General features: G+C 73.1%; 23 protein-coding genes. 11 read left to right on the top strand and 12 right to left on the bottom strand.

Annotated features, from left to right (window positions below; genetic code table 11):
- From DTB53_RS25790 to DTB53_RS25780, 3 genes are all read left to right on the top strand, one after another.
- A partial coding sequence (locus DTB53_RS25790) for a phosphopentomutase (protein WP_112416011.1) occupies nucleotides 1–901 on the top strand: 901 nt, incomplete at its 5' end.
- Nucleotides 902–1,098: 197 nt separating this feature from the next.
- Complete coding sequence (locus DTB53_RS25785; RefSeq protein WP_172595293.1) at nucleotides 1,099–3,312, top strand: HelD family protein; 2,214 nt, start codon at nucleotides 1,099–1,101, stop codon at nucleotides 3,310–3,312.
- An 89-nt stretch (nucleotides 3,313–3,401) separates the two neighbouring features.
- Complete coding sequence (locus DTB53_RS25780; protein WP_003971219.1) at nucleotides 3,402–4,535, top strand: AI-2E family transporter; 1,134 nt, start codon at nucleotides 3,402–3,404, stop codon at nucleotides 4,533–4,535.
- Between the two features lie 61 nt (nucleotides 4,536–4,596).
- On the opposite strand, the gene DTB53_RS25775 is transcribed toward DTB53_RS25780, so the two are convergent.
- From DTB53_RS25775 to DTB53_RS25765, 3 genes are all read right to left on the bottom strand, one after another.
- Complete coding sequence (locus DTB53_RS25775) at nucleotides 4,597–6,222, bottom strand: alpha/beta hydrolase (protein ID WP_012382298.1); 1,626 nt, start codon at nucleotides 6,220–6,222, stop codon at nucleotides 4,597–4,599.
- A gap of 66 nt (nucleotides 6,223–6,288) precedes the next feature.
- Complete coding sequence (locus tag DTB53_RS25770; protein WP_012382297.1) at nucleotides 6,289–8,439, bottom strand: FUSC family protein; 2,151 nt, start codon at nucleotides 8,437–8,439, stop codon at nucleotides 6,289–6,291.
- Nucleotides 8,440–8,614: 175 nt separating this feature from the next.
- Nucleotides 8,615–9,730 (bottom strand): NADH:flavin oxidoreductase/NADH oxidase, encoded by a 1,116-nt coding sequence (locus DTB53_RS25765; RefSeq protein WP_012382296.1) that lies wholly within the window; start codon nucleotides 9,728–9,730, stop codon nucleotides 8,615–8,617.
- A 136-nt stretch (nucleotides 9,731–9,866) separates the two neighbouring features.
- Here DTB53_RS25765 and DTB53_RS25760 point away from each other — a divergent pair, with 136 nt between their 5' ends.
- Nucleotides 9,867–10,229, top strand: coding sequence for an ArsR/SmtB family transcription factor (locus DTB53_RS25760; RefSeq protein WP_003971215.1), 363 nt, complete (start codon nucleotides 9,867–9,869; stop codon nucleotides 10,227–10,229).
- A 65-nt stretch (nucleotides 10,230–10,294) separates the two neighbouring features.
- Here DTB53_RS25760 and DTB53_RS25755 read toward each other — a convergent pair whose 3' ends face one another.
- Nucleotides 10,295–11,335, bottom strand: a complete 1,041-nt coding sequence (locus tag DTB53_RS25755; RefSeq protein WP_012382295.1) for an NAD(P)-dependent alcohol dehydrogenase — start codon at nucleotides 11,333–11,335, stop codon at nucleotides 10,295–10,297.
- Nucleotides 11,336–11,497: 162 nt separating this feature from the next.
- On the opposite strand from DTB53_RS25755, the gene DTB53_RS25750 reads away from it, so the two are divergent.
- A complete protein-coding gene (locus DTB53_RS25750) occupies nucleotides 11,498–12,415 on the top strand; it encodes an MmyB family transcriptional regulator (RefSeq protein ID WP_042497834.1) in 918 nt (305 codons plus the stop codon).
- Between the two features lie 228 nt (nucleotides 12,416–12,643).
- Here DTB53_RS25750 and bprA read toward each other — a convergent pair whose 3' ends face one another.
- From bprA to DTB53_RS25735, 3 genes are all read right to left on the bottom strand, one after another.
- On the bottom strand, nucleotides 12,644–13,492 hold the full coding sequence (gene bprA / locus DTB53_RS25745; RefSeq protein ID WP_012382293.1) for a butenolide phosphate reductase BprA: 849 nt from the start codon (nucleotides 13,490–13,492) through the stop codon (nucleotides 12,644–12,646).
- 12 nt (nucleotides 13,493–13,504) lie between these two features.
- The gene (afsA, locus tag DTB53_RS25740) at nucleotides 13,505–14,449 is read right to left on the bottom strand and encodes a 2-oxo-3-(phosphooxy)propyl 3-oxoalkanoate synthase (protein ID WP_003971211.1); all 945 of its coding nucleotides are present in this window, start codon (nucleotides 14,447–14,449) and stop codon (nucleotides 13,505–13,507) included.
- A 408-nt stretch (nucleotides 14,450–14,857) separates the two neighbouring features.
- Complete coding sequence (locus DTB53_RS25735; protein WP_012382292.1) at nucleotides 14,858–15,469, bottom strand: LysE/ArgO family amino acid transporter; 612 nt, start codon at nucleotides 15,467–15,469, stop codon at nucleotides 14,858–14,860.
- A 65-nt stretch (nucleotides 15,470–15,534) separates the two neighbouring features.
- On the opposite strand from DTB53_RS25735, the gene DTB53_RS25730 reads away from it, so the two are divergent.
- From DTB53_RS25730 to DTB53_RS25710, 5 genes are all read left to right on the top strand, one after another.
- On the top strand, nucleotides 15,535–16,455 hold the full coding sequence (locus DTB53_RS25730) for a LysR family transcriptional regulator ArgP (protein ID WP_012382291.1): 921 nt from the start codon (nucleotides 15,535–15,537) through the stop codon (nucleotides 16,453–16,455).
- 107 nt (nucleotides 16,456–16,562) lie between these two features.
- Nucleotides 16,563–17,633: a methyltransferase gene (locus tag DTB53_RS25725; protein WP_012382290.1), complete on the top strand. Its 1,071-nt coding sequence runs from the start codon at nucleotides 16,563–16,565 to the stop codon at nucleotides 17,631–17,633.
- 83 nt (nucleotides 17,634–17,716) lie between these two features.
- A complete protein-coding gene (locus tag DTB53_RS25720) occupies nucleotides 17,717–18,391 on the top strand; it encodes a response regulator transcription factor (RefSeq protein WP_012382289.1) in 675 nt (224 codons plus the stop codon).
- Entirely contained in the window at nucleotides 18,391–19,719 is a 1,329-nt protein-coding gene (locus DTB53_RS25715) for a sensor histidine kinase (RefSeq protein WP_012382288.1), read from the top strand. The genes DTB53_RS25720 and DTB53_RS25715 overlap by 1 nt, the downstream gene beginning before the upstream one ends.
- A gap of 54 nt (nucleotides 19,720–19,773) precedes the next feature.
- The gene (locus tag DTB53_RS25710) at nucleotides 19,774–20,622 is read left to right on the top strand and encodes an endo alpha-1,4 polygalactosaminidase (RefSeq protein ID WP_003971205.1); all 849 of its coding nucleotides are present in this window, start codon (nucleotides 19,774–19,776) and stop codon (nucleotides 20,620–20,622) included.
- A gap of 25 nt (nucleotides 20,623–20,647) precedes the next feature.
- Here DTB53_RS25710 and DTB53_RS25705 read toward each other — a convergent pair whose 3' ends face one another.
- Nucleotides 20,648–21,445, bottom strand: coding sequence for a VOC family protein (locus DTB53_RS25705; RefSeq protein WP_012382287.1), 798 nt, complete (start codon nucleotides 21,443–21,445; stop codon nucleotides 20,648–20,650).
- A 258-nt stretch (nucleotides 21,446–21,703) separates the two neighbouring features.
- Between DTB53_RS25705 and DTB53_RS25700 the strand changes: the two genes are divergently transcribed.
- On the top strand, nucleotides 21,704–22,288 hold the full coding sequence (locus tag DTB53_RS25700) for a DinB family protein (protein WP_012382286.1): 585 nt from the start codon (nucleotides 21,704–21,706) through the stop codon (nucleotides 22,286–22,288).
- 28 nt (nucleotides 22,289–22,316) lie between these two features.
- On the opposite strand, the gene DTB53_RS25695 is transcribed toward DTB53_RS25700, so the two are convergent.
- The 4 genes from DTB53_RS25695 to DTB53_RS25680 form a co-directional block, all read right to left on the bottom strand.
- On the bottom strand, nucleotides 22,317–22,982 hold the full coding sequence (locus DTB53_RS25695; protein ID WP_012382285.1) for a lysophospholipid acyltransferase family protein: 666 nt from the start codon (nucleotides 22,980–22,982) through the stop codon (nucleotides 22,317–22,319).
- Between the two features lie 278 nt (nucleotides 22,983–23,260).
- Nucleotides 23,261–24,862, bottom strand: coding sequence for a glycoside hydrolase family 13 protein (locus DTB53_RS25690; protein WP_003971201.1), 1,602 nt, complete (start codon nucleotides 24,860–24,862; stop codon nucleotides 23,261–23,263).
- 164 nt (nucleotides 24,863–25,026) lie between these two features.
- The gene (locus tag DTB53_RS25685) at nucleotides 25,027–25,980 is read right to left on the bottom strand and encodes a carbohydrate ABC transporter permease (protein WP_003971200.1); all 954 of its coding nucleotides are present in this window, start codon (nucleotides 25,978–25,980) and stop codon (nucleotides 25,027–25,029) included.
- 17 nt (nucleotides 25,981–25,997) lie between these two features.
- Nucleotides 25,998–26,966 (bottom strand): carbohydrate ABC transporter permease, encoded by a 969-nt coding sequence (locus DTB53_RS25680; protein WP_012382284.1) that lies wholly within the window; start codon nucleotides 26,964–26,966, stop codon nucleotides 25,998–26,000.
- Nucleotides 26,967–26,973: the final 7 nt, after the last annotated feature.

The following is a 26,973-nucleotide window of genomic DNA, read 5'->3' as shown; positions in this document are numbered from 1 at the left end:
CACGGCGGCCGGCCACCGGGCGGAGCGGCTCGACGGGAAGCCGCTGCTGCTGGTCGACGGGGCGGTGCTGGTCCACGACAACCTGGAGGCCGACCCGGGCATCAACTGGAACGCCTCGGGACGTCTGGAGGACCTGCCGTTCGACGGTCCGGGCGGGATTCTCGCCGTCGCCCGGACGGTGCGGGCGGTCGCCCCGGTCGCCCGGGTCATCGCGGTGGGCGGCCACGCGGACGGGCCGCTCGGCTCCTACGTCCGGAGCGGGGGCGGTGGCACCGTCGGGCTGGACACCCCGGCCACCGGTTTCTACCGCAACGGCGGCCTGGAGGTGCAGCACCTGGGCGCCCCGCTCGACCACACCCGTCAGCTCCCCTCCCTCGCGGCGCGGGCCGGCGTCCCGGTCACCCTGGTGGGGAAGGCCGCCGACATCCTGGTGTGCGAACAGGCGGACCGGCGGCCGGCCGTGGCGACCGCCGACGTCCTGGCGTACACCCTGGACGCGGTACGCGCCGGGGGCGACGCCCTGGTGGTCGCGAACGTCCAGGAGACGGATCTGGCGGGTCATCAGCAGGACACCGGGGCCTACGGGCAGGTGCTGGAGCAGGTGGACTCGGGGCTCGCCGGGCTCCTGGCGCTGCTCACGGACCCCGGGGACCGGCTGATCGTCACCGGCGACCACGGCAACGACCCCGCGATCGGACACGCGCACCACACCCGGGAGTACGTGCCGGTGCTGATCCACCGCCCCGACGGGGCCGGGGTGGAGCTGCTGCCGGACGCGCGCAGTCTGGCCGACGTGGGCGCGACGGCCGCCCGGTCGCTGGCGCTGTCCCCCGGGGGCCTGGCGACGGGAACGCCCGTCGGCGCGGACGGGGAGGCGCGGGGCGCCGCGCTCCGGGCCTGAGGGCCCTCCCGCCGGGAAGTGCGGGACAGCCCCGGGTCGCCGGGCACGGACAATCCCCGGGCCGAATTAGCGGCCCGGGGATTGGCGCGGGTATATTGGATTCTTCTGCGCTCATGCAGAAAGGCCCCGCTCGGGGGCCTTATGAGAACGAATATATCTGGCGGGGAGCCGTTTTGTCAAACCGGGAAAGCGACGAATTGCGGAAAGAGCAGGAATTCATCGACCGGCTCCATGCCCGGGTCGACGCGCTGCGCGGGGTGGCCGCCGACGGCGTCGAGCTCGCGCTCACGCCGGTCGGGACGGGGCAGCAGGCGCGCTTGGAGCGCGACATCCTCGTCGCGGAGCGCTCGGGTCTGCTCGCCGCTCTCAACGCGGTGGACGGCTCGCTGTGCTTCGGCCGTATCGACCGTTCCGACGGGCTCACGCACCATATCGGCCGTATCGGGATCCGTGAGGACGACGCCGAGCACACCCCTGTTCTGATCGACTGGCGCGCACCGGTGGCGCGTCCTTTCTATCTCGCCACGGGTCACACGCCGATGGGGCTGCGCCGGCGCCGCCACATCACCACCGAGGGCCGTAGGGTCACCGAGCTGCATGACGAGATCCTGGATCTCGGGGACCACGACCGCACCGGCTTCGAGGATCCGAACGGCGACGCCGTGCTCCTCGCGGCGCTCGATTCCGCCCGCACGGGACGCATGGGCGACATCGTGCGGACCATCCAGGCCGAGCAGGACGGCATCATCCGGGCCCCGCACCGGGGCGTCCTCGTCGTCGAGGGCGGACCGGGCACGGGCAAGACGGCCGTCGCGCTGCACAGGGCCGCCTACCTGCTGTACGAGCACCGCGAGCTGCTCGCCAAGCGGGCCGTGCTGATCGTGGGGCCCAACCCGGCCTTCCTGCGCTACATCGCGGAGGTGCTGCCCGCGCTCGGCGAGACCGGGGTCCTGCTCGCGACGCAGGCGGAGCTGTTCCCCGGGGTGCACGCCACCGGTTCCGACTCCCCGCGCGCCGCGGCCGTCAAGGGCGGCGAGCCGATGGCCGAGGCGCTCGCCCTGGCCGTCCGCGACCGGCAGCGGCTGCCCGAGCCCGGGGCGGCGATGGTCATCCCCCACGAGGACGGCGGGGAGCTGGTCCTGGACTGGGAGATCGCGTACGAGGCCCGGCAGGCGGCCCGGGACACCCGGCTCCCGCACAATCTGGCCCGCCCCCACTTCGTCTTCCGGGTCATCGACGCGCTCACCGCGCAACTCGTCGAACGCATCGGCGCGGACCCCTACGGCGGGCCCAATTTCCTCGGCCCCGACGACGTGGCCCAGCTCGGCCGGGACGTCGCGCTGAGCAAGGAGGTGCACGCGACGGTGGACGAGCTGTGGCCGCCGCTGACCCCCGAGGCCTTCCTCGCCGACTACCTGGCCGATCCGGTGTACGTACCGGACGAGGACGCCGACGCGATCCGGCGCGCCCCCGCCGGCACGGTGTGGACGCCCGCCGACGTACCGCTGCTCGACGAGGCCGCCGAACTGCTCGGCGTCGACGACAGCGCCCGGCAGGCGGCTGCCGAGGCCGCTCGCCAGGAGCGGGTCGGCTACGCGCAGGGCGTGCTGGAGCTGTCGCGCGGCTCGGAGAGCTACGAGTTCGAGGACGAGGAGTCCGAGGTACTCGCCGCCCACGACATCATCGACGCCGAGCGGATGGCCGAGCGGCACGAGGAGGCCGACCACCGCACGGCCGCCGAGCGGGCCGCCGCCGACCGCACCTGGGCCTTCGGGCACATCATCGTCGACGAGGCGCAGGAGCTCTCGCCGATGGCGTGGCGGCTGCTGATGCGCCGGGCGCCGTCCCGCTCGCTGACGCTGGTCGGCGACCCGGCCCAGACCTCCGAGGAGGCCGGCGTCGGCTCCTGGGAGAAGATCCTCGAGCCGTACGTCGGCGACCGCTTCGAGCACGTCACGCTGGAGGTCAACTACCGCACGCCCGCGGAGATCATGGAACTGGCGGCCCGGGTGCTGCGGGAGAAGGACCCCTCGTTCGCCGCCCCCGTCTCGGTGCGGTCCACCGGCGAGGAACCGTGGACGCGGGATGCCGGTGAGGACCTGGCGGGCGAGGTGGCCCGGGCGGTCGTGGAGCTGACGCCCCGGGAGGGGCGTCTCGCGGTGATCGCGCCGCGGGCGCTGCACGAGGAGATCGCCGCCCCGCTGGACGGCGTCGTGGCGGGCGAGGCCCCCGATCTCACGCGTCCGGTGGTGCTGCTGGATCCGCGCCAGGCCAAGGGGCTGGAGTTCGACCATGTGCTGGTCGTCGAGCCCGTCCGGTTCGGGACGAGCGATCTGTACGTGGCGCTCACCCGTGCCACTCAGCGCCTGGGCGTCGTCCATCGCGAGGGGCTGCCCCCGTCCTTGCGGTGACGGGCCGGGCGGGCCGCCCGCGTGGCGTTCGGCGTCGGCGGCCGGCGGGAGTGGCCGGAACACGGTTGGCGAAGCCATAGGGTGACGCCATGTCTTCGCCATTGAGTTCGACAAAGACCGCGGCTGCGCTCCGCACGTCGGCACGGGTCTCCGCAGAGGTGCTGCTGGTCCTCGTGGCGGCGGCGGTCGCGCTGTGGGTGCTGGGCCGGATGTGGTCGGTCGTGTGGCCGCTGATAGTCGGTCTGTTCCTCACCACGCTGACCTGGCCGCTCGCCCGCTTCCTGCGTCGGCTCGGCTGGTGGCCCTCGCTCGCCGCGTCGGTGGTGACGGTGTTCTCCCTGCTCGTGGGGGCGGGCATCGTGGCGCTGATCGCGGTGCCGGTGGCGGGTGAGTCCGGGGAGCTGGCCGACGGGGTGATCGCGGGCATCGACAAGGTCCGTGAGTGGGCGGCCGGTCCGCCGCTGAACATCGGCGACGACCAGATCACCGGCGCGCTCGACACCGCGACCGCTCAGCTCCAGGACAGTGTCGGCAGCGTGGTCACCACCGCCGTCACCGGGGTGAGCACCGTGGTCAACGGGCTGGTCACCGCGGTTCTGGCGGTCTTCCTGATGTTCTTCTTCCTCAAGGACGGTCCGCGCTTCCTGCCGTGGCTCACCCGTCAGCTTCCCGGCCGGCTCGCCACCGACGTCCCCGAGGTGGCCTCCCGCTGCTGGGAGACGCTGGGCGCGTTCGTGCGGTCGCAGGCGTTCGTCGGTCTGCTGGACGCGGTCTTCATCGGGCTCGGTCTGTGGATCCTGGGGGTGCCGCTGGTGCTGCCGCTGGCGGTGCTGACCTTCGTCTGCGCGTTCGTGCCGATCGTGGGAGCGCTGTTCGCCGGCTTCGTGGCGGTGGTCATCGCACTGGTCTCGAACGGACCGATGGACGCCCTGCTCGTGCTGGCGATCATCGTCGTGGTGCAGCAGTTGGAGGGCAATGTGTTCCAGCCCATGATCCAGAGCCGTGGGCTGGGGCTGCACGCGGCCACGGTCCTGCTCGCCGTGACGCTGGGCGGCAGCCTGGCCGGCGTGGTGGGGAGCCTGCTCGCCGTGCCGGTGGCGGCGGTGCTCGGGGTGATCTGGAACTATCTGCGCGAGCAGCTGGTGGAGGACGCCCCGGAGCAGGGGCCGGAGGCCGGGGCCCCGGCCGACGGGACCGGCGGTTCACCGGTCCCGTCGGTGTAGGCCCGGCACTCCTGCGGGAAGCCGCCCGCACACCGGCGGGCGGTGGCCTCCCGGTCCCGGGTCACTTCACGCAGGTCTCGTCCCGCTTCGGGAGCCGGCCCGTCGCCAGGTAGCGGTTGACCTCGTCGTCCACGCAGGCGTTCCCGTACTCCCCGTAGAGGGCGTGGCGGTTGGCGTTCTCCAGGGTGAGGAGCCTGGAGCCGGGGAGCCTGCCGTGCAGGGTGAGGGTGCTCCGGTAGGTGGTGCGGGGGTCGCCGGTGGCCGCGACCATGAGCACGGGGGCGTCGTGGCTGATCCGGGTGGGGGCTTCCCGCGGGGCGTCCCAGAAGGCGCAGGGGCCGATGTTCTCGGTGAGGGGTCCGAACAGCGGGTGTGCGCCGCGGCTCCGCTGGATGTCGCGCCAGTAGCGCTCGGTGTCGCGCGGGGCCGGTACGTCACCGCAGATGATCGCCGTCTGGGAGCTGCCGAAGGCGGAGCCGTCGCCGGAGAGCAGGAGCCCGAGCGTCTCCGCGAACTCCTGGGGCACCGGGGCCTCGCGGCCCTTCGACGCCTGCGACAGTGCCGCCACCTGCTGGGCCAGGAGGTGGCGCGAGGCGTCGCCGTCGTCGGCGACGCCCATGAAGATCAGCGTCGGTATGTGGGTGTCGTCGACGCGGAAGACTTCGGGGGCGGTACCGAGGGTCAGGGCGGCGCGGGCCGCCTTCGCCATCACGCGGTCGATGGTGGCGAGCACCGCCGTACGGGAGCGGCCCAGGCCGTACGTCGTGTGGCGGGCGGCCGCCCAGGCGGCCCAGGCGGAGAGCGCCTGCTCGTTCTCGCGCACGGTGTGTTTCAGCAGGCGCGGGTTGTAGTCGTCCGGGCCCACCGCTCCGTCCAGCACCATCCGGTCGTAGCGGCCGGGGAACATCTGGGTGTAGACGGTGCCCAGGTAGGTGCCGTACGAATAGCCCAGGTAGGAGATCTTCCGCTCGCCGAGCGCGCCCCGGATGACGTCCATGTCCCTGGCGGTGTTACGGGTGCTGATGTGCGGGAGCACCGAGGCGTTCGTGGCGCGGCACTTGGCGGCCAGGCTCTTGCTCAGCGCCACCTGGCGGTCGAAGCCCGCCCGGCTCGCGCCGGCCGAGAACCAGGTGAAGCCGACGGGCCAGCCGCAGTCGAGCGGGGTGCTCCGGCCGACGAAGCGCGGGTCGAAGCCGACGATGTCGTAGCGCGGGCCGACCTCCTTCATCGCCGTGCGGATGACCGGCGGGGAATCGACGGCCGGGCCGCCGGGGCCGCCGTTGTTGAGCAGGATCGCGCCGATGCGGCGGCGGGTGTCGGTGGCCTTCAGTCGGGATATCGCGACCGTGATCGTCCGGCCGCCGGGGGCCGAGTAGTCCAGCGGGACCGTGACGTCGGCACACTGCACACCCGCCTTGTCCAGGTCCCTGCCCGCCTCGTCCTGCGGGGAGCTCATACAGGTGCCCCAGTCCAGCGGTTGGCGGTAGTAGCGGTCGAGCGCTCCGGCGGTCGGCGGCGGTGCGGCGGTGGGGGATTCCGTTGCCAGGGCCGGTGATGCCGGGATGCCCGCCGCGAGGGCCAGGGCCAGACCCGCGGCGGCGGTCCTGGCGGTCGTCCGGGCGGCCGTGGTGGTGCGGGCGGCCCCGGGGGTACGGGTGGTCTTCTCTGCGTCCTTCGCGTTTCTCACATCAAGGGACGCTAGGAGAGGGGACGTTGCGGATCACTGGGGCTGACACCCCGATCGGGCGGGGGGTCACCTCCCCCTGTCACCGGGCTTCCCGGGTCCGGGACCGCTTGTCGGCTCCCGCGGGGGGCCGTTGCCCGGTGCGGGTGTCAGCGAGGCTTCGACGCGGGCCAGTTGACGGGCGAGGCTCGTCATCCACACCTCCAGGTCCACGGAGAGCGGCGCCGGCGGGTCGTCGTCCGGGCCGGTCGCCCGCGTGGTGTCGGAGACGGCCGCCGGGGCGGGTCCGGGAGGCTCGGCGAGGAGCAGGGAGGCGATACGGTCGGTCTCGGCCTCCAGCGCCGCCGCGGTGCCCAGCGCCCGGGCGGCGGAGGTGTCACGCGCACCGGGTGTGGGCCGCAGGCCGAAGCGCGGGAGCCACTGCGCGCCGAGGAGCACGTGGTGGGCGGCGATGAGCAGGGCGTGCCAGTCGGCGCTGTCGCCCTCCCGGTCGGCCGGGGATTCGGCGCGGTACTGCGCGTAGGCCGCCTCGGCGAGGCGCAGCCGGTGGATGCCCGGGAGGGTGACCGGTGCGGCGCGGGAGCCGCCCGACGGCGCGAGCAGCGTCCGTGCCGTGGCCGGCACCAGCGGGGCGCACGATCTCAACAGCCCCCACATGGCCCGGTGGACCTCGCGTCGCGCCCCGGCCGGCCAGGCCAGGAGCCCGCACGCCAGGCCGATGACGCTGCCGGTGACGACATCGATCATCCGGGCCTCCGAGAGACGCCAGGTGACCGGTGCGATCTGGGCGAAGGCGGTGGCGACGACGAGCGTGAACAGCGCCTGCGCGTAGGCGAGGCCCAGGAGCGGCCCCAGTGCGAAGGCCAGCAGCATGACGGGGGCGAGGAGCGCGGCGTACACGTCGGTGTGCCTGCCGAGCCCGATGACGAGCGCCCCGGCCACCAGCGCTCCCACCGCGTTGCCGGCGACCGCCCGGCGGACGGCCCGCCAGGTCGCCCCCGCGGTCGTCCGGCCGAGTGTCAGCACGGCGAGGAGGACCCAGAACCCGTGGGCCAGGTCCAGCGAACCGGCCACCGCGCGGGCTGCCGCGAGTCCGAGCGCCGTGCGCAGGGCGTTCTGGAACAGCACCGACCGGAACGTGGCGTTGCCGACGACACGCCGGGCCCACAGCCTCGGCGTGGACAGCCCGGCGTACCAGAATTGTTCGGGCGGGAAGGCCGGTTCGGTGGGCCGCCCGTGCAGGGCGATGTCCACGGCGATCTCCACCGTGCGCGCCGATTCGGCGAGTGCCAGCACCCGCGACTGCCGGCGTTGCACGTCGACGGCGGGCAGGGCGTCCCGGCCCTTCCCCGCGGCCCGCGCCCGGTCGGCCTGGAAGGCGCGCATCGCCTCCTCCAGCGCTCCGGCGGGTGGTGGGGCGGTGCCGGTGCGCAGGAACCGCGCACTGCCCGTGCACCGCCGCGCCACCCGGTCCAGGAGCATGGCGGACTCGGGGTCGGACGGCGTCGGCGGCGCTTCGGCGAGGGTGGCGAGTTGGTCGAGGAGCCGGCGGGCGGAGCGTCCGGCCTGTTCCAGTGCCCGGTCCGTCCGGCCCGCGCCGGCCGGTCGTTCCGCCGGCGGCACGTCGGTCAGTCGCAGCTTCGCTCCGGCGGCCCGCAACCGCCCCGGTGGCACCCCGCCGGTGGCCGCCCCGCGCGCGGCCACGGTGAGGGCGTCGGCCAGCCGGGCCCGGTAGGAGGGCGCGGCCGGATCGGGCAGCAGGACCTCGCAGGCGGCGAGGAGCAGCGCGCCCGCCGTCAGGCCCGCCAGCCGCTCGACGAGCGTGCCGGGGGCGTACGGCGGAAAGCAGGCGAGGATGTAGAACAGTTGGAGGCCGGGGGCGATGCCCGCGGGGCGGGGGCCGGCGACGGCGGCGAACGCCAGCAGGAATCCGATGAGGAGCATGCCGCCGACGGCCGCCGGGGTGTTGGCCGCCAGAAAGGTTCCCAGGGTCGCGAGGACCAGTGCCGGGGGCAGGGCCCGCAGCATGGTGGAAGCCCGTTGGCGGCCGGAGCCGGGCACGGCGGAGAGCAGGCCCATGGCGATGGGCGCGAAGAGTGCGTACAGCGCCGCGACGGGGAGCCCGGCCCCGTACAGCAGCGGGTAGAAACCGGCGCTCGCCGCGGCGGCGACGCGGACGGCCCGGCGCCGGATCGTCGCCCGGTCCCGCGCGGCGGTCACTCGCCCGCTCCGCTCATCCGCCGCTCCTCTCCCGGCCGGGCCGCGCCGGCGTGCCTCCGGCTCCCGCCATTGTCCGACGCCCCCGGGCCGCCCGCGCGCGGTGGGCCCGGGGGCGTGACCGGGGTTTTCGTTCGGTGCGGGTCCGGGCGGGCCGTGGGCGGTCGGACCTGGGGGGTCAGACCTTGGCGGGGCGGCGCGCCAGGGCGTAGCCGTACTGGGCGGGCCAGCGGGGGGCTGCCTCAAGGGCCTCGGCGGCGTGGTGGGCCCAGTGCGGATCACGGAGCATCTCCCGGCCGATCATGACCGCGTCGGCACGGCCCGTCGCGACGATCTCCTCCGCCTGGGCGGCGTCGAGGATCAGCCCCACGGCGGCGGTGGGGATGCCGGCCGTTCGCCGGGCCTGTTCGGCGAAGGGGACCTGGTAGCCGGGGTGCGCGGAGATCGCGGCGTCCCGGACGAGGCCTCCGGTGGAGACGTCGAGCAGATCGACGCCGTGGGCGGCCAGCTCCTGGGCGAGGCGGACGGTGTCGTCGCCGGTCCAGCCCTCGCGCGGGTCCTCGGGGTTCTCGGTCAGCCAGTCGGTGGCCGAGGTGCGGAAGAGGACCGGCAGGTCGTCCGGCCATACGGCGCGGACGGCGTCGACCACCTGGAGCGGGAAGCGCAGTCGGTTCTCCCAGCTGCCGCCGTAGGCGTCGGTGCGGCGGTTGGCCGCCGGGGACAGGAAGGAGTTGATGAGGTAGCCGTGCGCGCCGTGGATCTCGACCACCCGGAAGCCGGCGGCCAGGGCCCGCTCGGCGGCCGCGGCGAAGTCCCGCACCAGCTGACGGATCTCGTCCTCGGTCAGCTCGTGCGGCACGGGCAGGCCCGCGAACGCCTCCGCGCTGGGGGCGACGGGCGTCCAGCCGCCTTCCTCCTCGGGCACGGAGCGGTCGGCGAGCCAGGGCCGGTCGGTCGAGGCCTTGCGCCCGGCATGGGCGAGCTGGATCGCGGGCACCGATCCGTGCGAGGCGATCGCGGCGGTGATCCGGGCGAAGGCCTCCTGCTGGCGGTCGTTCCACAGGCCCAGGTCCCAGGGGCTGATCCTGCCGTCGGGGCGCACACCGGTCGCCTCCGCCATCACGAGGCCGGCGCCCCCGGCGGCCCGGCCTGCGAGGTGAGCGAGGTGGAAGTCGGTGGGAACACCCGCCTCCGGCCCCGTGGAGGCCGCCGAGTACATGCACATCGGAGACATCCACACGCGGTTGGGTATCTCCAGGGACCGCAGGGTCAGGGGCGTGAACAGGGCGCTCACAGGTCGTCTCCTCATGTGGGGGTGCGGTCGCCGGACGGCGACACCGAGGTAGGTACGATAGGCATCGTAGTACGGCGATTGTCAAACTACGAGAATTCTCGTACTTTGATGACGACCCCGAGGAGGCCGGTCACCCATGTCCACCCCAGCCCGCGGAGCCGCTTCCGGGCGGCAGCTCCCCCATCCACTCCCCGCGGAGATCCGCCTGGAGGCGGTCCTGCACGCCCTGGCCGACCCCATCAGGCTGCGCATCGCCCGTGAGCTGGCGGACGGGCACGTCGACATGGCCTGTATCGCGTTCGACCTTCCGGTGAGCAAGTCCACCAGCACGCACCACTTCAAGGTGCTGCGCGAGGCGGGCGTCATCCGCCAGCACTACGTGGGCACCTCCCGCATGAGCCGACTGCGCGAGGAGGACCTGGAGGCGATCTTCCCGGGGCTGCTGCCGGCGGTCCTGGAAGGGGCGCGGCGTTCGCCGGAAGCGCCGGACCGGGCCTGAGCACGGGTCCGCCCCGAGCGCCTCGGGGCGCTCGGGGCGGGCCGTCGCGTCGCGGGGCCGAGACCTCAGATCGTCGCCGTGTCGATCACGAAGCGGTAGCGGACGTCGCTGGCGAGAACGCGCTCGTAGGCCTCGTTGACCTGGCCGGCCCCGATCACCTCGATCTCGGCGCCGAGCCCGTGCACGGCGCAGAAGTCCAGCATCTCCTGGGTCTCCTCGATGCCGCCGATAGCGGAACCCGCGATCGACCTGTTGCCCAGGATCAGGGAGAACAGGTTCAGCGAGACCGGCTCCTCGGGGGCGCCCACGTTGACCAGGGTGCCCTCGGTGCGCAGCAGGGCGAGGTAGGCCCCGAAGTCGAGCGGGGCCGAGACCGTGGAGAGGATCACGTCGAACGTGCCCGCCAGTTCCTCGAAGGTCCGCGGGTCGCCGGTCGCGTAGTAGTGGTCGGCGCCCAGCTTGAGTCCGTCATCCTTCTTCCGCAGCGACTGGGAGAGGACGGTGACCTCGGCGCCGAGGGCGTGCGCGATCTTGACGGCCATGTGGCCGAGGCCTCCGAGGCCGACGACGGCGACCTTCTTGCCCGGGCCCGCGCCCCAGCGCCTGAGCGGGGAGTACGTGGTGATGCCCGCGCACAGGAGCGGCGCGGCCTCGTCGAGGGCGATGCCCTCGGGGATGGAGAGTGCGAACTTCTCGGTCACGACGAGGTGGGTGGAGTAGCCGCCGTAGGTGGGCTCGCCGTTGCGGTCGAGCGCGTTGTACGTCTGGGTGTTCCCCTCGGCGCAGTGCTGCTCGCGGCCCATCAGGCAGGCGTCGCACGTACCGCAGGAGTCGACCATGCAGCCGACGCCGACGCGGTCGCCGACCTTGAACCGGGTGACGCCGGGGCCGGTCTCGGCGACGATCCCGGCGATCTCGTGGCCGGGCACCATCGGGAAGATGCCCTCGCCCCAGCCGTCGCGGGCCTGGTGGATGTCGGAGTGGCAGATGCCGGCGAACTTGATGTCGATCAGGATGTCGAACTCTCCCACCGGGCGGCGTTCGATCGTGGTGCGCTCCAGCGGGGCCTTGGCACGGGGAGCGGCATAGGCGGCAACGGTGGTCATGCCGGAGGTTCTCCTCTGGGTGATGCGGTAGGAACGTCTCCCAGCATCACGCCGCCGAGGATGTTTACCCAGGTCACCCCTTTGCCTACGTCCAGCGGTCCTACTACTGACGGGGACAGGCTCGCGCTCGTACGACGGGGGATCGGAGGAATAATGGAAGCCATGGACGATCAGCCGGAGGCCGCCTCCCCCGAACCGCTGGACGGGCGCGCCGAGCTCAGCGAGTTCCTGCGCACCCGGAGGGCCAAGCTCCGACCGGGGGACGTGGGCCTGCCGGAGTTCGGCCGGCACCGCCGGGTGCCCGGTCTGCGCCGGGAGGAGCTGGCGCAGCTGGCCGGGGTGTCCGTGGCGTACTACACGCGCCTGGAACAGGGCAACGGGCGCAACGTCTCGGCCGAGGTGCTCGACGCGATCGCGCGTGCGCTGCGGCTCACGGACGCCGAGAGCGCGCATCTGACCCACCTGGCCAAGCCCCGGCACCGGAAGCAGCGCCGCCCGGCCAGGGTGCAGCGGGTGCGGAAGGGGCTGCTGTACCTGCTCGACAGCATGGACGGCATCCCCGCGTACGTGACCGGGGCGCGGTCCGACGTCCTCGCCTGGAACCCGATGGCGGCGGCGGTGTTCGGTGACTGGGGTGCGCTGCCCCCGGCCGAGCGCAACTGGGCCCGGCTGGTGTTCCTCTCCCCCGCCTGCCGGGACCTGTTCGTGAACTGGGATGCCAAGGCCTCGGACATGGTCAGCTATCTGCGGCTGTACGCGGGCTGCCACCCCGAGGATCCGGAGCTGTCGGCGCTGGTGGGCGAACTCTCCGTCAAGAGCGACGAGTTCCGGCGGCTGTGGGCCACGCACAACGTCAAGGAGAAGGGCCACGGCGTCAAGCTGCTGCGGCATCCGCTCGTCGGGGAGCTGACCCTGTCGTACGAGACGCTGAACCTCCCGGACGACGGGGAGCAGCATCTGGTGACCTACCACGCGGAACCGGGCTCGGAGTCGGCCCAGTCCCTGCGGCTGCTGGCGAGTTGGGGAGCGGACGCGGGCCGGGTCGACGAGGCGGGGCGGGGCCGGGCCGGCGAGCGATGACGACGGGTCCGGTCGCCCGGGGCCGGGAGACGCCGATTCCGGCGCACCCGTTTCCTTTTCGGAGTACGGAGAAATGCGGCGGCGTCTTCCGGGCCTTTGCCGGGACTCCCTCCACCGCGATCCGTGAAAGCCGGCCGGAAAGGGAATGGGCACGGGGCCGCGATTGTCCGGCGCCCGCCGGTAATTGCGTAACTACCCTGGGAAAAGAGGCTCTCCCCGGCAGCGGCCTCATTCCGGCGCGAACGCCTCCGCGTGCTCGGCCGACCAGTCGCGGAACGGCCTCGCCGGACGCCCCGTCAGCTCTTGGACCGTGGGCACCACGGACGCCTTCGCTCCCGTCCGCTGCCGCTCCGCGCTCTGCAGGAAGGCCTCCGCGACGGGCGGTGGGTACTTCGCCATCAGGGCCGTACGCGCGGCGTCGACGCCCAGTTCCTCGAAGCGCAACGGCCGCCCCAGCACTCGGGAGAGCTGGGCCGTCTGCTCCCGCGCGGTGATCGCCTCCGGGCCCGACACGGCGTACGCCCTGCCCTCGTGCCCCGTACCGGTGAGAGCGGCGACAGCCACCGCGGCGACGTCGCGCGGATCGACGCACGCGACGGGAGCGTCGCCGTACAGGGCGCGAACCACGCCCGCCGACCTGATGCCGGGGGCCCAGGAGAGGGTGTTGGACATGAACGTCCTGGGACGCACGAACGTCCACGGGACCCCCGAGTCCCTGACCGCCTGTTCGTTCTCCCGCTGACGCCGGGTGATGAAGTCCTCGGCGTCCGGTTCCTCCACCGCCATCATGGACAGCTTGACCAGGTGGCGTACGCCCGCCGCGGCCGCCGCGGCGGCGACCCGCTCGTCGTCGGGCTCCGTCGGGTCGTTCGTCACCAGGAACACCGCGTCGACGCCCCGCAGCGCCCGGTCGAGAGCGGCGCGGTCGCCGTAGGCGCCCTGGACGACCTCGACCCCTGTCCCCCGCACCGTGAGCCGCTCGGGGCGCCGCGCGAGGATCCGCACGGGTCCGGCATCCGCCAGCCGTCCGGCGACCTCACGGCCCACCGCTCCGGTCGCACCGGTCACGAGAATCACTCGGGGAACCTCTCAGCCGTGGGCCCGGGGGCCGGACAGGACCGTGGAGAAGACCGTCTCGCCGTCCTGATGGCCTGTCACCCGGACGGTCACCGTATCCTCGTCCGCCCCCGGCTGGACCACCGCCCCTATCCAGCACGGGCTGCCGAACTCGGAGTACCGGTGGAACCGGGTGCGCGCCTCCACCGGAACGATTCCGGCGGGCCCCGCCACCAGGCACGCGGCCTGACGGGCCGCCTCCAGCAGGAGCATGCCCGGGACGTGGTCGTTGGGGCGCTGGAAGAGGGTCGGATGCCGGGTGTCCACGCGCAGTTCCCAGACTCCCTCCCGCCCCGTCCCCGAGAGCACCACGTCCTCGACGCGGGCGCGGCCCGCCGGCGAGGCCGGGACCGGCGCGGTCTCCGGTAGGGATATGCCCTCGACCGGGACGTCGCCGCGCATCCGCCGGTAGGCCTTGGGCGTGCTGAACCGGGTCGCCGCCACCCCCGTCGCGGCGAGCCGGTCGCCCCGGTGCACCGCCCAGCCGACGCGCCCCTGCGCCGGGAGCCCGGCCCGCCACTTCAGGTCGGAGCAGAACACCTCCAGGCCGATCTCGGTGGGCTCGCCCCCCACGCCGAGGTGCTCGGGATGGCAGACGTAGTCCAGCTCCGTCAGGAGGAAGTGGTAGCCGAGCGGGATCCCGTACCCGGCGTGGAAGGCGAGCATGGCCGCCTGCCGCATGGCCTCCGCGACCAGCAGCGGATCGTGCAGGTCGTCACCCACCGGAGCGAAGAAGGGATGGTCGTGCGGAAGGACCGCTTCCACCGCGAACCGGTCGCGCCCCAGGCGTACCCAGTTGCGCGGAAAGGCGTCCTCCGGCCTGGTCCGGTGCACCATCTCGATCCCCACGGGATGCACCACCTCGGCCTCCGCGTCCATAGTCGGCACCGGATCGATCAAGACTGCTGCTTCGGGCATAACTCCCCCCAGGGGTCATGTAGTGGCGAGCCGTTCCTGCGATGCGCGTACTGGTAGGACAAGATACAGAATAATCGGTTTTTTTCTCCATGGCCGGACGGATCTTGCAGGGCCGCGGACATCCGGGAAATGCATCTCACAGGCCGCGCCGTTTACCGGAATTCCCGGGGCGCCGACGGTACGAAAGGCGGCATCCGCTCCCTTTTCCCGCGCGCCCGTCCGCGGTCGGCCCGGGAGGCCGAGCCCGGTCGGACGCACCCCGGCAGAGCGAGAACGACGGCCCGTCGCGCGCTTCCCATGGCACCGATCCTGTCGAAAGATGGCGATCATGGCATGGTACGCCGGGCGGGCATCCCGGCCCCCGGACGCGGGGAGCGTCCCGGCAGGCCTCTGGCCACGGAAAAGGACTCAGGCGCTCAGCGCCAGCCTGACGCCGAGGCCGATCATCGTCACGGCGACCAGACCGTCCAGCACCCGCCACGCGGAGGGCCGCGCGAGGACTCCGCTCAGCAGTCGGGCGCCGAACCCGAGCGCGGCGAACCAGCACACGCTGGCGAGGATCGCGCCGAGGCCGAAGGTCCAGCGCAGCGGCCCCCGGTCGGCCGCGACCGACCCCAGCAGAAACACGGTGTCGAGGTACACGTGGGGGTTGAGCCAGGTCATCGCCAGACAGGTCAGCACCACGCCCCGGCGCGAGGCAGCCGGAGCGTCCGCCGCGCGCAGGGCAGACGGCCGCAGGACCCGGCGCGCGGCGAGCAGGCCGTAACCGATCAGGAACACGGCGCCGAGCAGCCCCACCACCGTGAGCGCCGACGGCCAGGCAACGACGAGAGCCCCGACGCCGGCGACCCCCAGCGCGATGAGCACCGCGTCGGACAGGGCGCAGATCCCGACCACCGCGAGAACGCCGTCGCGGCGGACGCCCTGGCGCAGCACCAGGGCGTTCTGCGCTCCGATGGCGACGATGAGGGAGAGTCCGGTGCCGAAACCGGCGGCTGCTGTGGTCAGGGCGTTCGTCATGCGGCGACGCTACGGAGCAGGAATCCCGGTGTCCAGCTAAAGATTCTTACGTATCATTAGCGCTCATGATGTCCGAGCTTCCTCTCGACCAGGTGCGGACCCTGCTGGCCGTGGTCGACGAAGGCACCTTCGACTCGGCGGCGACCGCCCTGCGGCTGACCCCGTCGGCGGTCAGTCAGCGGGTGAAGGCGCTGGAGCAGCGCACCGGCCGGGTACTGCTGATGCGCACGAAGCCGGTGCGCCCCACCGAGTCCGGTGAGGTGGTGGTGCGCTTCGCCCGCCAGCTGGCCAGGCTGGAGCACGACGCGCAGGCGGCGCTCGGGATGTCCGGGCCGGGCGAGCCGACGCTCCTGCCGATCGCGGTGAACTCCGATTCCCTGGCGACCTGGTTCCTGGCAGCCCTGCGGCGCGTGCCGGAGGAGTTGGGACTCTGCTACGAGCTGCGCCGGGAGGACCAGGACCATACGGCCGCCCTGCTGCGGGAGGGGCTGGCGATGGCCGCGGTGACCTCGTCGCCGGAGGCGGTGACGGGCTGTTCGGTCCGGCGGCTGGGCCGCATGCGCTACCTGCCGGTGGCCAGTCCCGGTTTCGCCGACCGGTGGCTGGGACGGCGGGACGGCACCGCGTTGCGCGAGCTGATCGGCGAAGCTCCGGTGGTCTGCTTCGACAGGCGCGACGATCTCCAGGACGCCTTCGTGCGCCGGCTCGGCCCCGGCGCCCGGCCGAGCGCCCGTCGCCACCTGGTACCCACCTCGGAGGGGTTCGCGAACGCCGTGGCGTCGGGGATGGGCTGGGGCATGGTGCCCGAGGTCCAGGCGGAGCCGTTGCTGAGCGACGGCCGGCTGGTGCGGCTCGCCCCTGAGCCCACCGTGGACGTCCCGCTGTACTGGCAGCAGTGGAAGCTGGAATCGCCCGCCCTGGCGGCCGTCGCCGAGGCGGTGGCCGCGGAGGCCGCCGAGGCACTCGACGAGGCCCCGCCGAACTGACCGGCGCTCCCGTCCCGCGCCGGGACACGCTCGCCACACCTATGGGTGATTGTCACCGCGATCCTCCCAAACCTAGGTTTGAGCAACCAAAAAGGGGAGGGCGGACGATGACGGCCCATCATGAACAGGTCGCCGACAACAGCCGTGGAGCAACAGCCGATTGGCAGGCCCGCAAGGCGGTGTCCCGGCTGGTGCTCGGCCAGATGGCCACCCAAGCGCTGGGCACGGCACTGCGGTTGGGCGTCTTCGACCGGATCGGGACGGGTGAGCTGCGTGCCGAAGCACTCGCCGGTTCCCTCGGCACCCACCCGCGGGCGACGCTGCGCCTTCTGCGAGCCCTGGCCGGACTCCAACTGCTGTCCGAACCGGAGCCGGGCGCCTTCCGGACCACCGCAGCGGGCAACGTCCTGCGCGCCGACGCACCGGGCACGATGGTCGCCATGGCCCGGATGTTCACCGACCCGGTGATGCTGCGGGGCTGGGACCTGCTGGACGAGAGCGTCCGTACGGGAGAGACCACGTTCGACACGGTGTTCGGGACCGACTTCTTCGGTCATCTCAGGGAACACCCCGAGCTGTCCGCCGCGTTCAACGAGGCGATGAGCCAGGGCACACGGCTGACCGCCGAAACCGTCCCGCACCACTACGACTTCGGGCGCTTCCAGCGGCTCGTGGACATCGGCGGGGGCGACGGCACCCTCCTGGCCTCGATCCTCCGCGCGCACCAGGAACCGCGGGGCGTCCTGTTCGACACGGCAGAAGGCCTCGCGCAGGCCCCGCGACGGCTGGCCCGGGAGGGCCTGGACGGACGCGTCACCCTGGAGACCGGCGACTTCTTCGCCTCCGCCCCGGCCGGCGGCGACCTCTATCTCCTCAAGAGCATCATCCACGACTGGGACGACGCGCGGTGCGCGGTCATCCTGCGGCACATCCGGGACGTCATCCCCGACCACGGCTCGCTCCTGATCGTCGAACCGGTACTGCCCGCCACCGTGCCGGCGGACCGGCCGGACAACGTCTACCTCAGCGACCTCAACATGCTCGTCAACGTCGGCGGCCGGGAGCGGACCGCGGACGATTTCGCCGCCCTGTGCACGGCGGGCGGCTTCGCCCTGCGGAGCGTGACCCCGCTGCCCGCGCCCAACACGTTCCAGATCGTGGAGGCCTCACCGGCCTGACGGGGCGGCTCGGAGCGGATGCGCGGCACGCCTTAGGATGGCGGGTCTCCCCCGCCGGACAAGACATCGGAGGCATCCTCCCCATGCGTGTGCTGCTGGTGGAGGACGACGACGACCTGCGGGACGTGATCGCGGCCGGGCTGCGCGACGGCGGCTTCGCCGTGGACTGCGCGTCGGACTGGCCGGAGGCGGACGTACTGCTGCACCTGAGCGCGTACGACTGTGTGGTGCTGGACCGGATGGTGCCCTCCGGCGACACCCTCGCGCCGCTGGAGGGCAGGCGCCGGGCCGGCTGGTCGGTGCCCGTCCTGTGCCTCACCGCCCTGGACTCCCTGGACGAGCGGCTGCGGGGGCTGGAGAGCGGAGCGGACGACTATCTGGCCAAACCGTTCTCGATGCGCGAGCTCGTCCTGCGCGTCCGGGGCCTGAGCCGCCGGGCGTCGGCACGGCTCCCCTCCTTCCTCGGCTGCGCCGACGTGGTCATGGACGTGGCACGGCACGAGGTGCGGCGCGGTGGTGTGCTGCTGTCGCTGAGCCCGAAGGAGTACGCCGTGCTCCAGCAACTCCTCGTCCACCGGGACACCGTCGTCACCCGCACCGGGCTGCTGGAGCACTGCTGGGACGAGATGGCCGACCCGGTCTCCAACGTGGTCGACGCCGTGGTGGCGGGGCTGCGGCGCAAGCTCGGCTCCCCCGGCCTGGTGCACACCGTGCGCGGGCAGGGATTCCTGCTGTCGGCGGATCCGGGGCCGTCCTGATGGCGGCCCCCGTACCGCGGCGCCGCTCCCCGGCCCGGAGGCGGCTGCACCGGCTGCGGCTGCGGCTGACCGCCGCGTACACGCTGATCACCGTCGTCGGACTGGCCTGCCTGTCCTGGCTGGTGATCCGTACCGACGACCGGGCACGGATGGACGCCGAGTACGACGAGATGCGCCGCCGGGCGTCCGTCGCGGCCTCGCTCGTCTACTACGAGGACGACCGGATCCGGCTGGACGGGCTCGCGGACGACGAGGCGACCTCGGGAACCCCGCAGGTCCTGGTGGTGGAGCGCCGTCCCGGCGGTGGACCGGTCACCGTGTTCCGGGGGCGCACCGCGCAGTTCGCCGTGGCGGCCGGCACGGTCCGGGAAGTGGCCCGTTCGGCGATGGACGAGGAAGGGCCGGTACGGACCGGGGCACGCGACCGTACGGGAGAGCCCGTCCGGCTGCTGGCCGTGCCGTTCTACCACGACGCCACCGACGAGGTGGCGGGCGCGGCCGTCGCGGTCGGGGATCCGGAGCGCGGGGCGGCCGAGCACCGCAGTCTGGTCCTCTCGCTCGTCATCGGGGCCGGTGCGCTGACGGCGCTGGCCGCGCTGACCGGGCACGTCCTCTCCGGGCGGAGCCTGCGGCCGGCCTGGGAGGCGCTGGAGCAGCAGGAGCGGCTGCTGGCCGACGCGGCGCACGAACTGCGGACCCCGGTCGCGGTGATGCGCGGATCGGTGGAGGTGGCCGCCGGGGCTCCGGGCGGCCTGGAGGGGCAGCTGCCCCGGATCCGGCGGGCGGCCGACCGGATGGCCGACGTCGTGGAGAACCTGCTGACCCGGGGGCGGCTGGAGGCCGCGGCGGACGTCGTACGGGCGGAGCCGCTGCGCCTGGACCAGCTCGTCGAGGAGGTGTGTGCGGAGTTGCCGGAGGGCGGGCCCGGCCTGGAGTCGCGGCTGGAGGAGTCGGTGGTCGAGGCGGACGCCGCGCTCGTGCGGGTCGCGGTGCGCAATCTGCTGGACAACGCCGTGCGGCACGGCCGGGTTCCCGGGGTGCCGCCGGACGGGGCCGAACTGCTGGTGACCGTGTGCGGACCGGAGGTGCGGGTCGCCGACCGGGGCCCGGGCGTGGCTCCGGCCAGGCTGCCGGAGCTGACGGAGCGGTTCAGTTCGCCGGGCGGGGGAACGGGGATCGGCCTGTCGCTGGTGCGGCGGATCGCGGAGGCCCACCGGGGGTCGCTGTCCGTCCGGGCGCGTCCCGGCGGCGGCGCGGAGTTCGTCCTGCGGCTCGCGCCCGCCCGGTCGCGGCCCGGGGCGGGGCGGACGCTCACGATTCGCTCATGATCGGCCGTTCATGATGGGGAGGCAGGTTCCGAAGTCCACGCACGGGAGTCACGCATGTCCCAGCACGCCGTCCGTCCGTTCCTCCGTCGCAAAGGCACACTCGCCGGTCTGGCCGGCGGTGTCGCGATGGCGACCGGAGCGGGACTGCTCCTGTCCAACGCCTTCGCCTCGGGGGCGGCGCCCGAGGTCGTGCCGCCCGAGGCCGACGTTGCCTTCGACTACCAGATCGGCGGCGCGTACACCCCGCCCGACGGGGTCGGGGCGGTCTCCCGCGACCGTGGCGACGAGCCGGCCGAAGGCCTGTACAACGTCTGTTACGTCAACGCCTTCCAGACCCAGCCCGACGCGCTGGACCGGTGGGAGAAGGACGACCCCGATCTGCTGCTGCGCGACGGCGACGGCGAGCTCGTCAACGACGAGGCCTGGGGCGAGGCGCTGCTGGACACCTCGACCGCGGACAGGCGCAGCCGGCTGGCGGACATCGTCGGGGGCTGGATCGACGGCTGCGCGAAGGCCGGTTTCCAGGCGGTGGAGCCGGACAACCTGGACTCCTACGAGCGATCGAAGGGGCTGCTGACCCGGGCGCACAACGCGGCGTTCGCGAAGCTCCTGGCCGACCGGGCGCACGCCGCCGGGCTGGCGATCGGCCAGAAGAACACCACCGATCTGCTGGGGCAGCGGGACACGATCGGATTCGACTTCGCCGTGGCCGAGGAGTGCGGCCGGTACGACGAGTGCGCCGACTACGCCGACGCGTACGGCGACCGGGTGTTCGTCGTCGAGTACACCGACGACGACTTCGCGAAGGCGTGCTCGTCCGTGGGGGCGCGGGTCTCCGTGGTGCGCCGGGATCTCGACGTCCGGCCGGCCGGACGGCCGGGGTACGTGTTCCGCGCCTGCTGACGGTCGCCTTCGCGGTCGGGCGGGCTCAGGCGGCGTCCGGCGGGTGGGCGCAGACCGTGAAGATGCCGCCGTCGGGGTCCCTGATCACGGCTTCGGTCCCGTCGGCGGGCGAGTCCACCGGCGGTCCCGCCGTGCCGCCGGCCGCGCGGGCCGCCCCGACGGCCGCCTCCAGGTCCGCGACCGGGAAGCGGATGTGCCAGCGCGGGCGCAGCCGCGGGTCGGGGGACGAGGCGTCGCCGCCTCCGCGCAGGGTGGCCACGGTGCGCCCGCCCTGGCGTACGACGACCGCGTCCTGTCGGTAGGCGTAGCCGACCTCGCAGCCGCCGGGCTCCTCGGAGGCCCACCCGAACACCTCGGCGTAGAAGATCGCGCAGTCGAAGGCGTGGCTCGTGCGCAGTTCGAGGGAGGCGGGCGGGTGGTCTCGGCCGAACGACCAGGGCGGGGTGCGGCCCTCCCAGAAGCCGAATCCGGCCCCTTCCCGGTCGGCGGCCACGGCGCCCCGCCCGGGGCCGAGCCGGATCGGGCCGACGGCGATGGTGCCGCCCCGTTCCCGGACCCGGGCCGCTGTGGCGTCGACGTCCTCGACGGCGAAGTACGGGGTCCAGGAGACGGCGCTGGGCAGTCCGGGGGCGATCCGGCCGATCCCCGCGACCGGCAGGGCGTCGAGGTGGGCGACGGTGAAGCCCTCGCCGAGGGTGCCCGAGCGGAAGGTCCACCCGAGGACGGCCCCGTAGAAGTCCTGGGTGGCCCGCAGGTCCCGGGTCATGAGACTGACCCAGCACGGGATCCCGTGCACCGGGGTGCTCTGCTCTGCCGCGGTCATCGGGATCGGTCTCCTCGTCCCCGGTGGTGAGCCGCCGGACACGGACACCGGTCCGGCCGGGTGGGCCTGCTGGTCACCGGCCGTCGCGGGCCGGTGCGCTCCGTGGCGTCGGGCGTCCTTGGGAGCGGCACGCCTCCATACCTACGCTGCCGGGGTCGCCGCCGCCACCCGGGGCCGCGTGCCGCGCGGGCGGGGTGCGCGCCGCCCGTGGCGGGACGGGGTCCGTGGTTGTCAGTGCCCGGTGACAGACTGCCCCGCATGACCGCATCACAGCCCAAGGCTGACCTCCAGCGTTATCTCCAGTCCGCTCGCGTCGCCCTGGTGTGGAAGCTCGAAGGGCTCGGCGAGTACGACGTCCGGCGTCCGCTGACACCGACGGGCACCAATCTCCTCGGGCTGGTCAAGCATGCCGCCGGGGTGGAGCTGGGGTACTTCGGCGAGACGTTCGGGCGGCCGTTCGGCGAGGTGCTGCCCGCCTACGAGGACGACGCCGAGGCGAACCAGGACATGTGGGCGACGGCCGACGAGTCGCGCGAGGAGATCCTCGCCCTCTACCGCCGGGTGGCGGAGCACGCCGACGCCACGATCGCCGAGCTGCCGCTCGACGCGGTCGGGCGGGTCCGGTGGTGGCCCGGCGAGCGGGGCGAGGTGACTCTGCACCAGATCCTCGTCCATGTGATCTCCGACCTCCAGCGCCATGCCGGGCACGCGGACCTCGTCCGGGAGCTCGTCGACGGGACGGTCGGACTGCAGTCGGGCACCGACAACATGCCGCCGGGCGACCGCGCGTGGTGGGAGGAGTACCGGCAGCGCCTGGAGCGGGTGGCGCGGGAGGCCGGGTAGCCGTTCCCCCTCGGGTCACGCCGGCCGTTCAGCGTCCGGCGTGCGCGGCGGGTTCGCCGAGGTGGTGCGCGGCCGTGCGCCAGGCGGCGGTGACGGCTTCGCGGGCCGTGACGGTCGCCGCCTCGACCTGCGGCGGGAGACACAGCGGGGCGCCGACGTGGACGTGGAGCCGGGGGCGGCGGGCCGGAGCGGTGAGCAGCCCGGAGATCTGCTTGACGCACGAACCCGATGTCACCCGGCGGGCTCCCGCCTGGCCGAGCGGCACGACGGGCGCACCGGACACGTGCGCGAGGCGGGCGAGGCCGCTGCGGAAGCTCTCCGGCGGGGCCTCGGCCGCGTCCAAGCGGGAGGGCAGGCGTCCCTCTCCGTAGATGAGCAGGTGGCGGCCGCCCCTGAGCGCGAGGGCCGCCGCGTCGAGGGCGCCCGCGGCCCGGTCGGTGTTCCGGTGCACCGGCACGTGGCCGCCGCGTTCCAGGAGACGGCCGAGGACCGGTATCCGCCACAGCCCCGCGGTGGCCATGACGACGGGTTCGACGCCGAGGCGCAGCAGTGCGGCGAGGACGATGCCCGGATCGGCCAGGGAGGTGTGGTTGGCGACGATGATGCTGCCGGCGGCCGGGGCCGCGGCGTGGTCGGACGTGACCGTGAGGCGTCCGAGCGAGGGGACGACGACGGCGGCGATACGGCTGAGCACGGTTCTCCCGGGGTCCGGCGGGCGGGGCCGTCCGGGTCCGGACGGCGGCGCGGTCGGGACCTGCCCTGCCTCGGCTTCGCCCGCCACCCCCTCATCGTCGTGGCGGCCGGGGCGTGGGGCCTGAGTGCGGGTACTCAGCCGCTCTGGGCCGATCGCCGCTGCCGTGGGGCCGCCCCGGGCTCGGGGACGCCGCCCGGGGCGGGTTCCGGGTTGCCCGGTCCCGGACACCGGGCGGCGTCCGGGACCGGGCACTCCCCCGGCCGGTGCGACGTACCGGATCAGACGGCCAGCCACACCGCCGTGTCCCCGGGCAGCCGGCCTTCGGCGTCCAGGGGGCCGCTGGTGAGGAGCACCTCGGTGTGGGCGGGGAGCCGTGCGGGTTCCTCGGCGAGGTTGACGGCGCAGACCAGGCCCTCGCCGCGGGCGAAGACCAGGAGTCCGGGTTCCTCGCTCAGCCAGCGCAGCGGTTCGGTGTGCAGGGCGGTCAGGGTGCGTCGCAGCCGCAGTGCCTCCCGGTAGAGGGCCAGCATGGACCGGGGGTCCTGGGCCTGGAGGTCGGCCGCGCGGCCCGGCCAGTCGGCGGGGAGCGGAAGCCAGGGTTCGACGGTCGAGCCGAAGCCGGCGAACGGTTCGCCGGCCGACCAGGGCAGCGGGGTGCGGCAGCCGTCGCGGCCGGGGGCGCGGCCCTGGGAGCGGAAGTACATGGGGTCCTGGACGCGGTCCAGCGGTACGTCGGCCTCGGGCAGGCCCAGTTCCTCGCCCTGGTAGAGGTAGGCGGAGCCGGGCAGGGCGAGCGAGAGGAGGGCGGCGGCGCGGGCGCGGCGGGTGCCCAGTTCCAGATCGCTGGGCACGCCGAACGCCTTGGCGGTGAAGGCGAAGCCGGTGTCCTCGCGGCCGTAGCGGGTGACGGTGCGGGTGACGTCGTGGTTGCAGAGGACCCAGGTGGCGGGCGCGCCGACGGGGGCGTGTTCGGCGAGGGTCTCGTCGATGGCCCGGCGCAGGAGTGTGCCGTCCCAGGGGCAGCTGAGGAAGGTGAAGTTGAAGGCGGTGTGCAGTTCGTCGGGGCGGAGGTAGCGGGCGAAGCGCTCCGAGTCGGGCAGCCACACCTCCCCGACGAAGATGCCGCCGAACGCGTCGGCGATGGCCCGCCAGCTCCGGTAGATGTCGTGCAGTTCGTCCCGGTCGACGTACGGGTGGGGCCCCTGGTGTCCGTCGAGGTCCGGGAGGGCCGGGTCCTTGGCGACGAGGGCGGCGGAGTCGATGCGCACCCCGGCGACGCCGCGTTCGAACCAGAAGCGCAGGACGTCCTCGTGCTCCTGGCGTACGGCGGGGTGCGCCCAGTTGAGGTCGGGCTGCTCGGTGGCGAAGAGGTGGAGGTACCACTCGCCGTCCTCGACCCGGGTCCAGGGCACCCCGCCGAACTCGCTCTCCCAGTCGTTGGGGGGCAGTTCGCCGTGTTCGCCCCGGCCGGGCCGGAAGTGGAAGAGTTCGCGCTCCGGGCTGCCGGGGCCGGCGGCGAGCGCGGCCCTGAACCAGACGTGCTGGTCGGAGACGTGGTTGGGAACGATGTCGATGATGGTGCGGATCCCGGCCTCGCGGGCTTCGGCGATGAGCTTCTCGGCTTCCGCGAGGTCGCCGAAGGAGGGGTCGATGGCCCGGTAGTCGGCCACGTCGTACCCGCCGTCCGCCATCGGGGACCGATACCAGGGGGTGAACCACAGGGCGTCGACGCCGAGTTCGGCCAGGTAGGGCAGCCGGGACCGCACGCCTGTCAGATCGCCGGTGCCGTCGCCGTCGCCGTCGGCGAAGCTGCGGACGTAGACCTGGTAAATGACGGCCGAGCGCCACCAGTCCTCGGCGGCGAGCTGGCTGCCTTCCATAAGGCGGGTTCCTTTCGGGCGGGGCGCGGTGGCCGGCGGGGTGTGGGCCGGTCCGCGCGACAGAGGGCGGGGGTTTCCTGACGCCGCCGCCCCGGAGCGGGGCGGGAAGGCCGGGGGCGGCGGCGGGTCCGGGGGGACGGCACAGGTGGTGCCGTCCGGCGCGGTCAGCCTTTTGTGCCGCCGGCGCTGATTCCGGCGATGATGTGCCGCTGGAAGACGAGGAACATGAGGACCATCGGGATGCTCGCGATGACCATGGCCCCGATGAGCACCGTCAGCGGGACGTTCTGCGAGAGCTGTACCAGTGCCACGCTGATCGGCTGCTTGTCGGTGTCGGAGAAGACCATCAGGGGCCAGAGGAAGTCCTGCCACACCGCGACCAGCGCGAAGATCGACACGACGCCGAGGACGGGTCTCGACAGCGGCAGGACGATGGACCACAGGGTGCGGAGCTTGCCCGCCCCGTCGATCTCGGCGGCTTCCAGGACATCGCGCGGGATCTGGTCGAAGAACCGTTTGAGCAGGTAGAGGTTGAAGGCGTTGGCGACGGCCGGCAGCCAGATCGCCAGGGGGTCGTTGAGCAGGTTGACGCCGATCAGCGGCATGTCCGCGATGGTGAGGTACTTCGGTACGACGAGGGCCTGCACGGGGACCATGAGGGTGGCGAGGATGCCCCCGAGGATGATGTTGCCGAAGGCCGGCTTGAGCTTGGACAGGGCGTAGGCGGCGGCTGTGCAGAAGACGATCTGGAGCACCCAGGCGCCGGTCGCCTGGACGACCGTGTTCCACAGGTGGGTCGGCAGCCGCATCAGGTCCCAGGCGTCGGTGTAGCCGCTCACCCGCCACTGCTCGGGGACGAGGGTGGGCGGGGTGCGCACCACTTCCTCGGGCGGTTTCATCGCCCCCGTGACCATCCAGTACACGGGGAAGAGGAACGCGAACGCGAACAGCAGGACGACGAGGGTGAAGACCGACCAGTAGGCGACCTTGCCGCGGCGTCCGGCGAGTGCCAGCGGTGAGATGACGGTACGCGGCGACCGCTCGGCCGGGGCGTCGCCGGACCTCCTGGTGCGGACGGCGGGCGGTTTCTGTACCGGGGGCGGAGCTGTCTGTGTCATGGCGGGCGACGCTCCTCTCAGTCGGTGCGGGTGAGTCGCAGATACAGGGCGGAGAAGGCGCTGAGCACCAGCAGGAGCATCACGCTGAGGGCGGACGCGCCGCCGAAGTCGTTGTAGAGGAAGGCGTACTTGTAGATCAGGTAGAGCACGGTGACGGTGGAGTTCTCCGGTCCGCCGCCGGTGATGACGAAGGGTTCGGTGAACACCTGCATCGTCGCGATGACCTGCAGGAGCATCAGCATCAGGATGATGAAGCGGGTCTGCGGGATCGTGATGTGCCGGACGCGCTGCCAGACGGACGCGCCGTCCAGTTCGGCGGCCTCGTACAGCTCGCCGGGAATGCCCTGGAGGGCGGCGAGGTAGATGAGGACGGTGCCGCCCATGTTGGCCCAGGTGGCGACGATGACGAGTGAGACGAGCGCGGTGTCGGCGCCGTTGGTCCAGTTCGACGTCGGCAGGTGGAGGAAGCCGAGCACTTCGTTGGCCAGTCCCGCGCCCGGATCGTAGAACCACTTCCACAGCAGGGCGCTGACCACCGGCGGGATCATCACGGGGAGGTAGACGACGACCCGGAAGAAGGCTTTGGCGTGCCGCAGTTCGTTGAGGACCAGGGCCATGACGAACGGGATGGCGAACCCGATGACCAGGGCGAGCACGGTGAAGGTGAGGGTGTTGCGCCAGGCTGCGGCGAACTCCGGGTCCTGGAAGACGCGGGAGAAGTTCGCGGTGCCGACCCATTCGGGGTCGGAGCCGGGGGTGTACTTCTGGAACGCGATGATCACCGACCGGACGGCCGGGTACCAGGAGAACAGGATGAAGCAGAGCAGGCCGCCGATCAGGAACCCGTAGGCGGTGGCCTGGTCGGCGATCTTCCTGCGCAGTGGGCCGAGGGGCCCGCGGCCCGCCGTGCCCGTGGCCCCCGGGGGAGGCGTCGGGCCGGCGGACCGCGGCCTCGCGGGCGCCGCGGGTCGGGACGTGGTCTTCATGGCTCTC

Origin of the sequence: Streptomyces griseus (genome assembly GCF_900460065.1) — a bacterium.
Classification (GTDB): domain Bacteria; phylum Actinomycetota; class Actinomycetes; order Streptomycetales; family Streptomycetaceae; genus Streptomyces; species Streptomyces griseus.
This window is presented reverse-complemented; position numbering and strand designations above follow the sequence as displayed.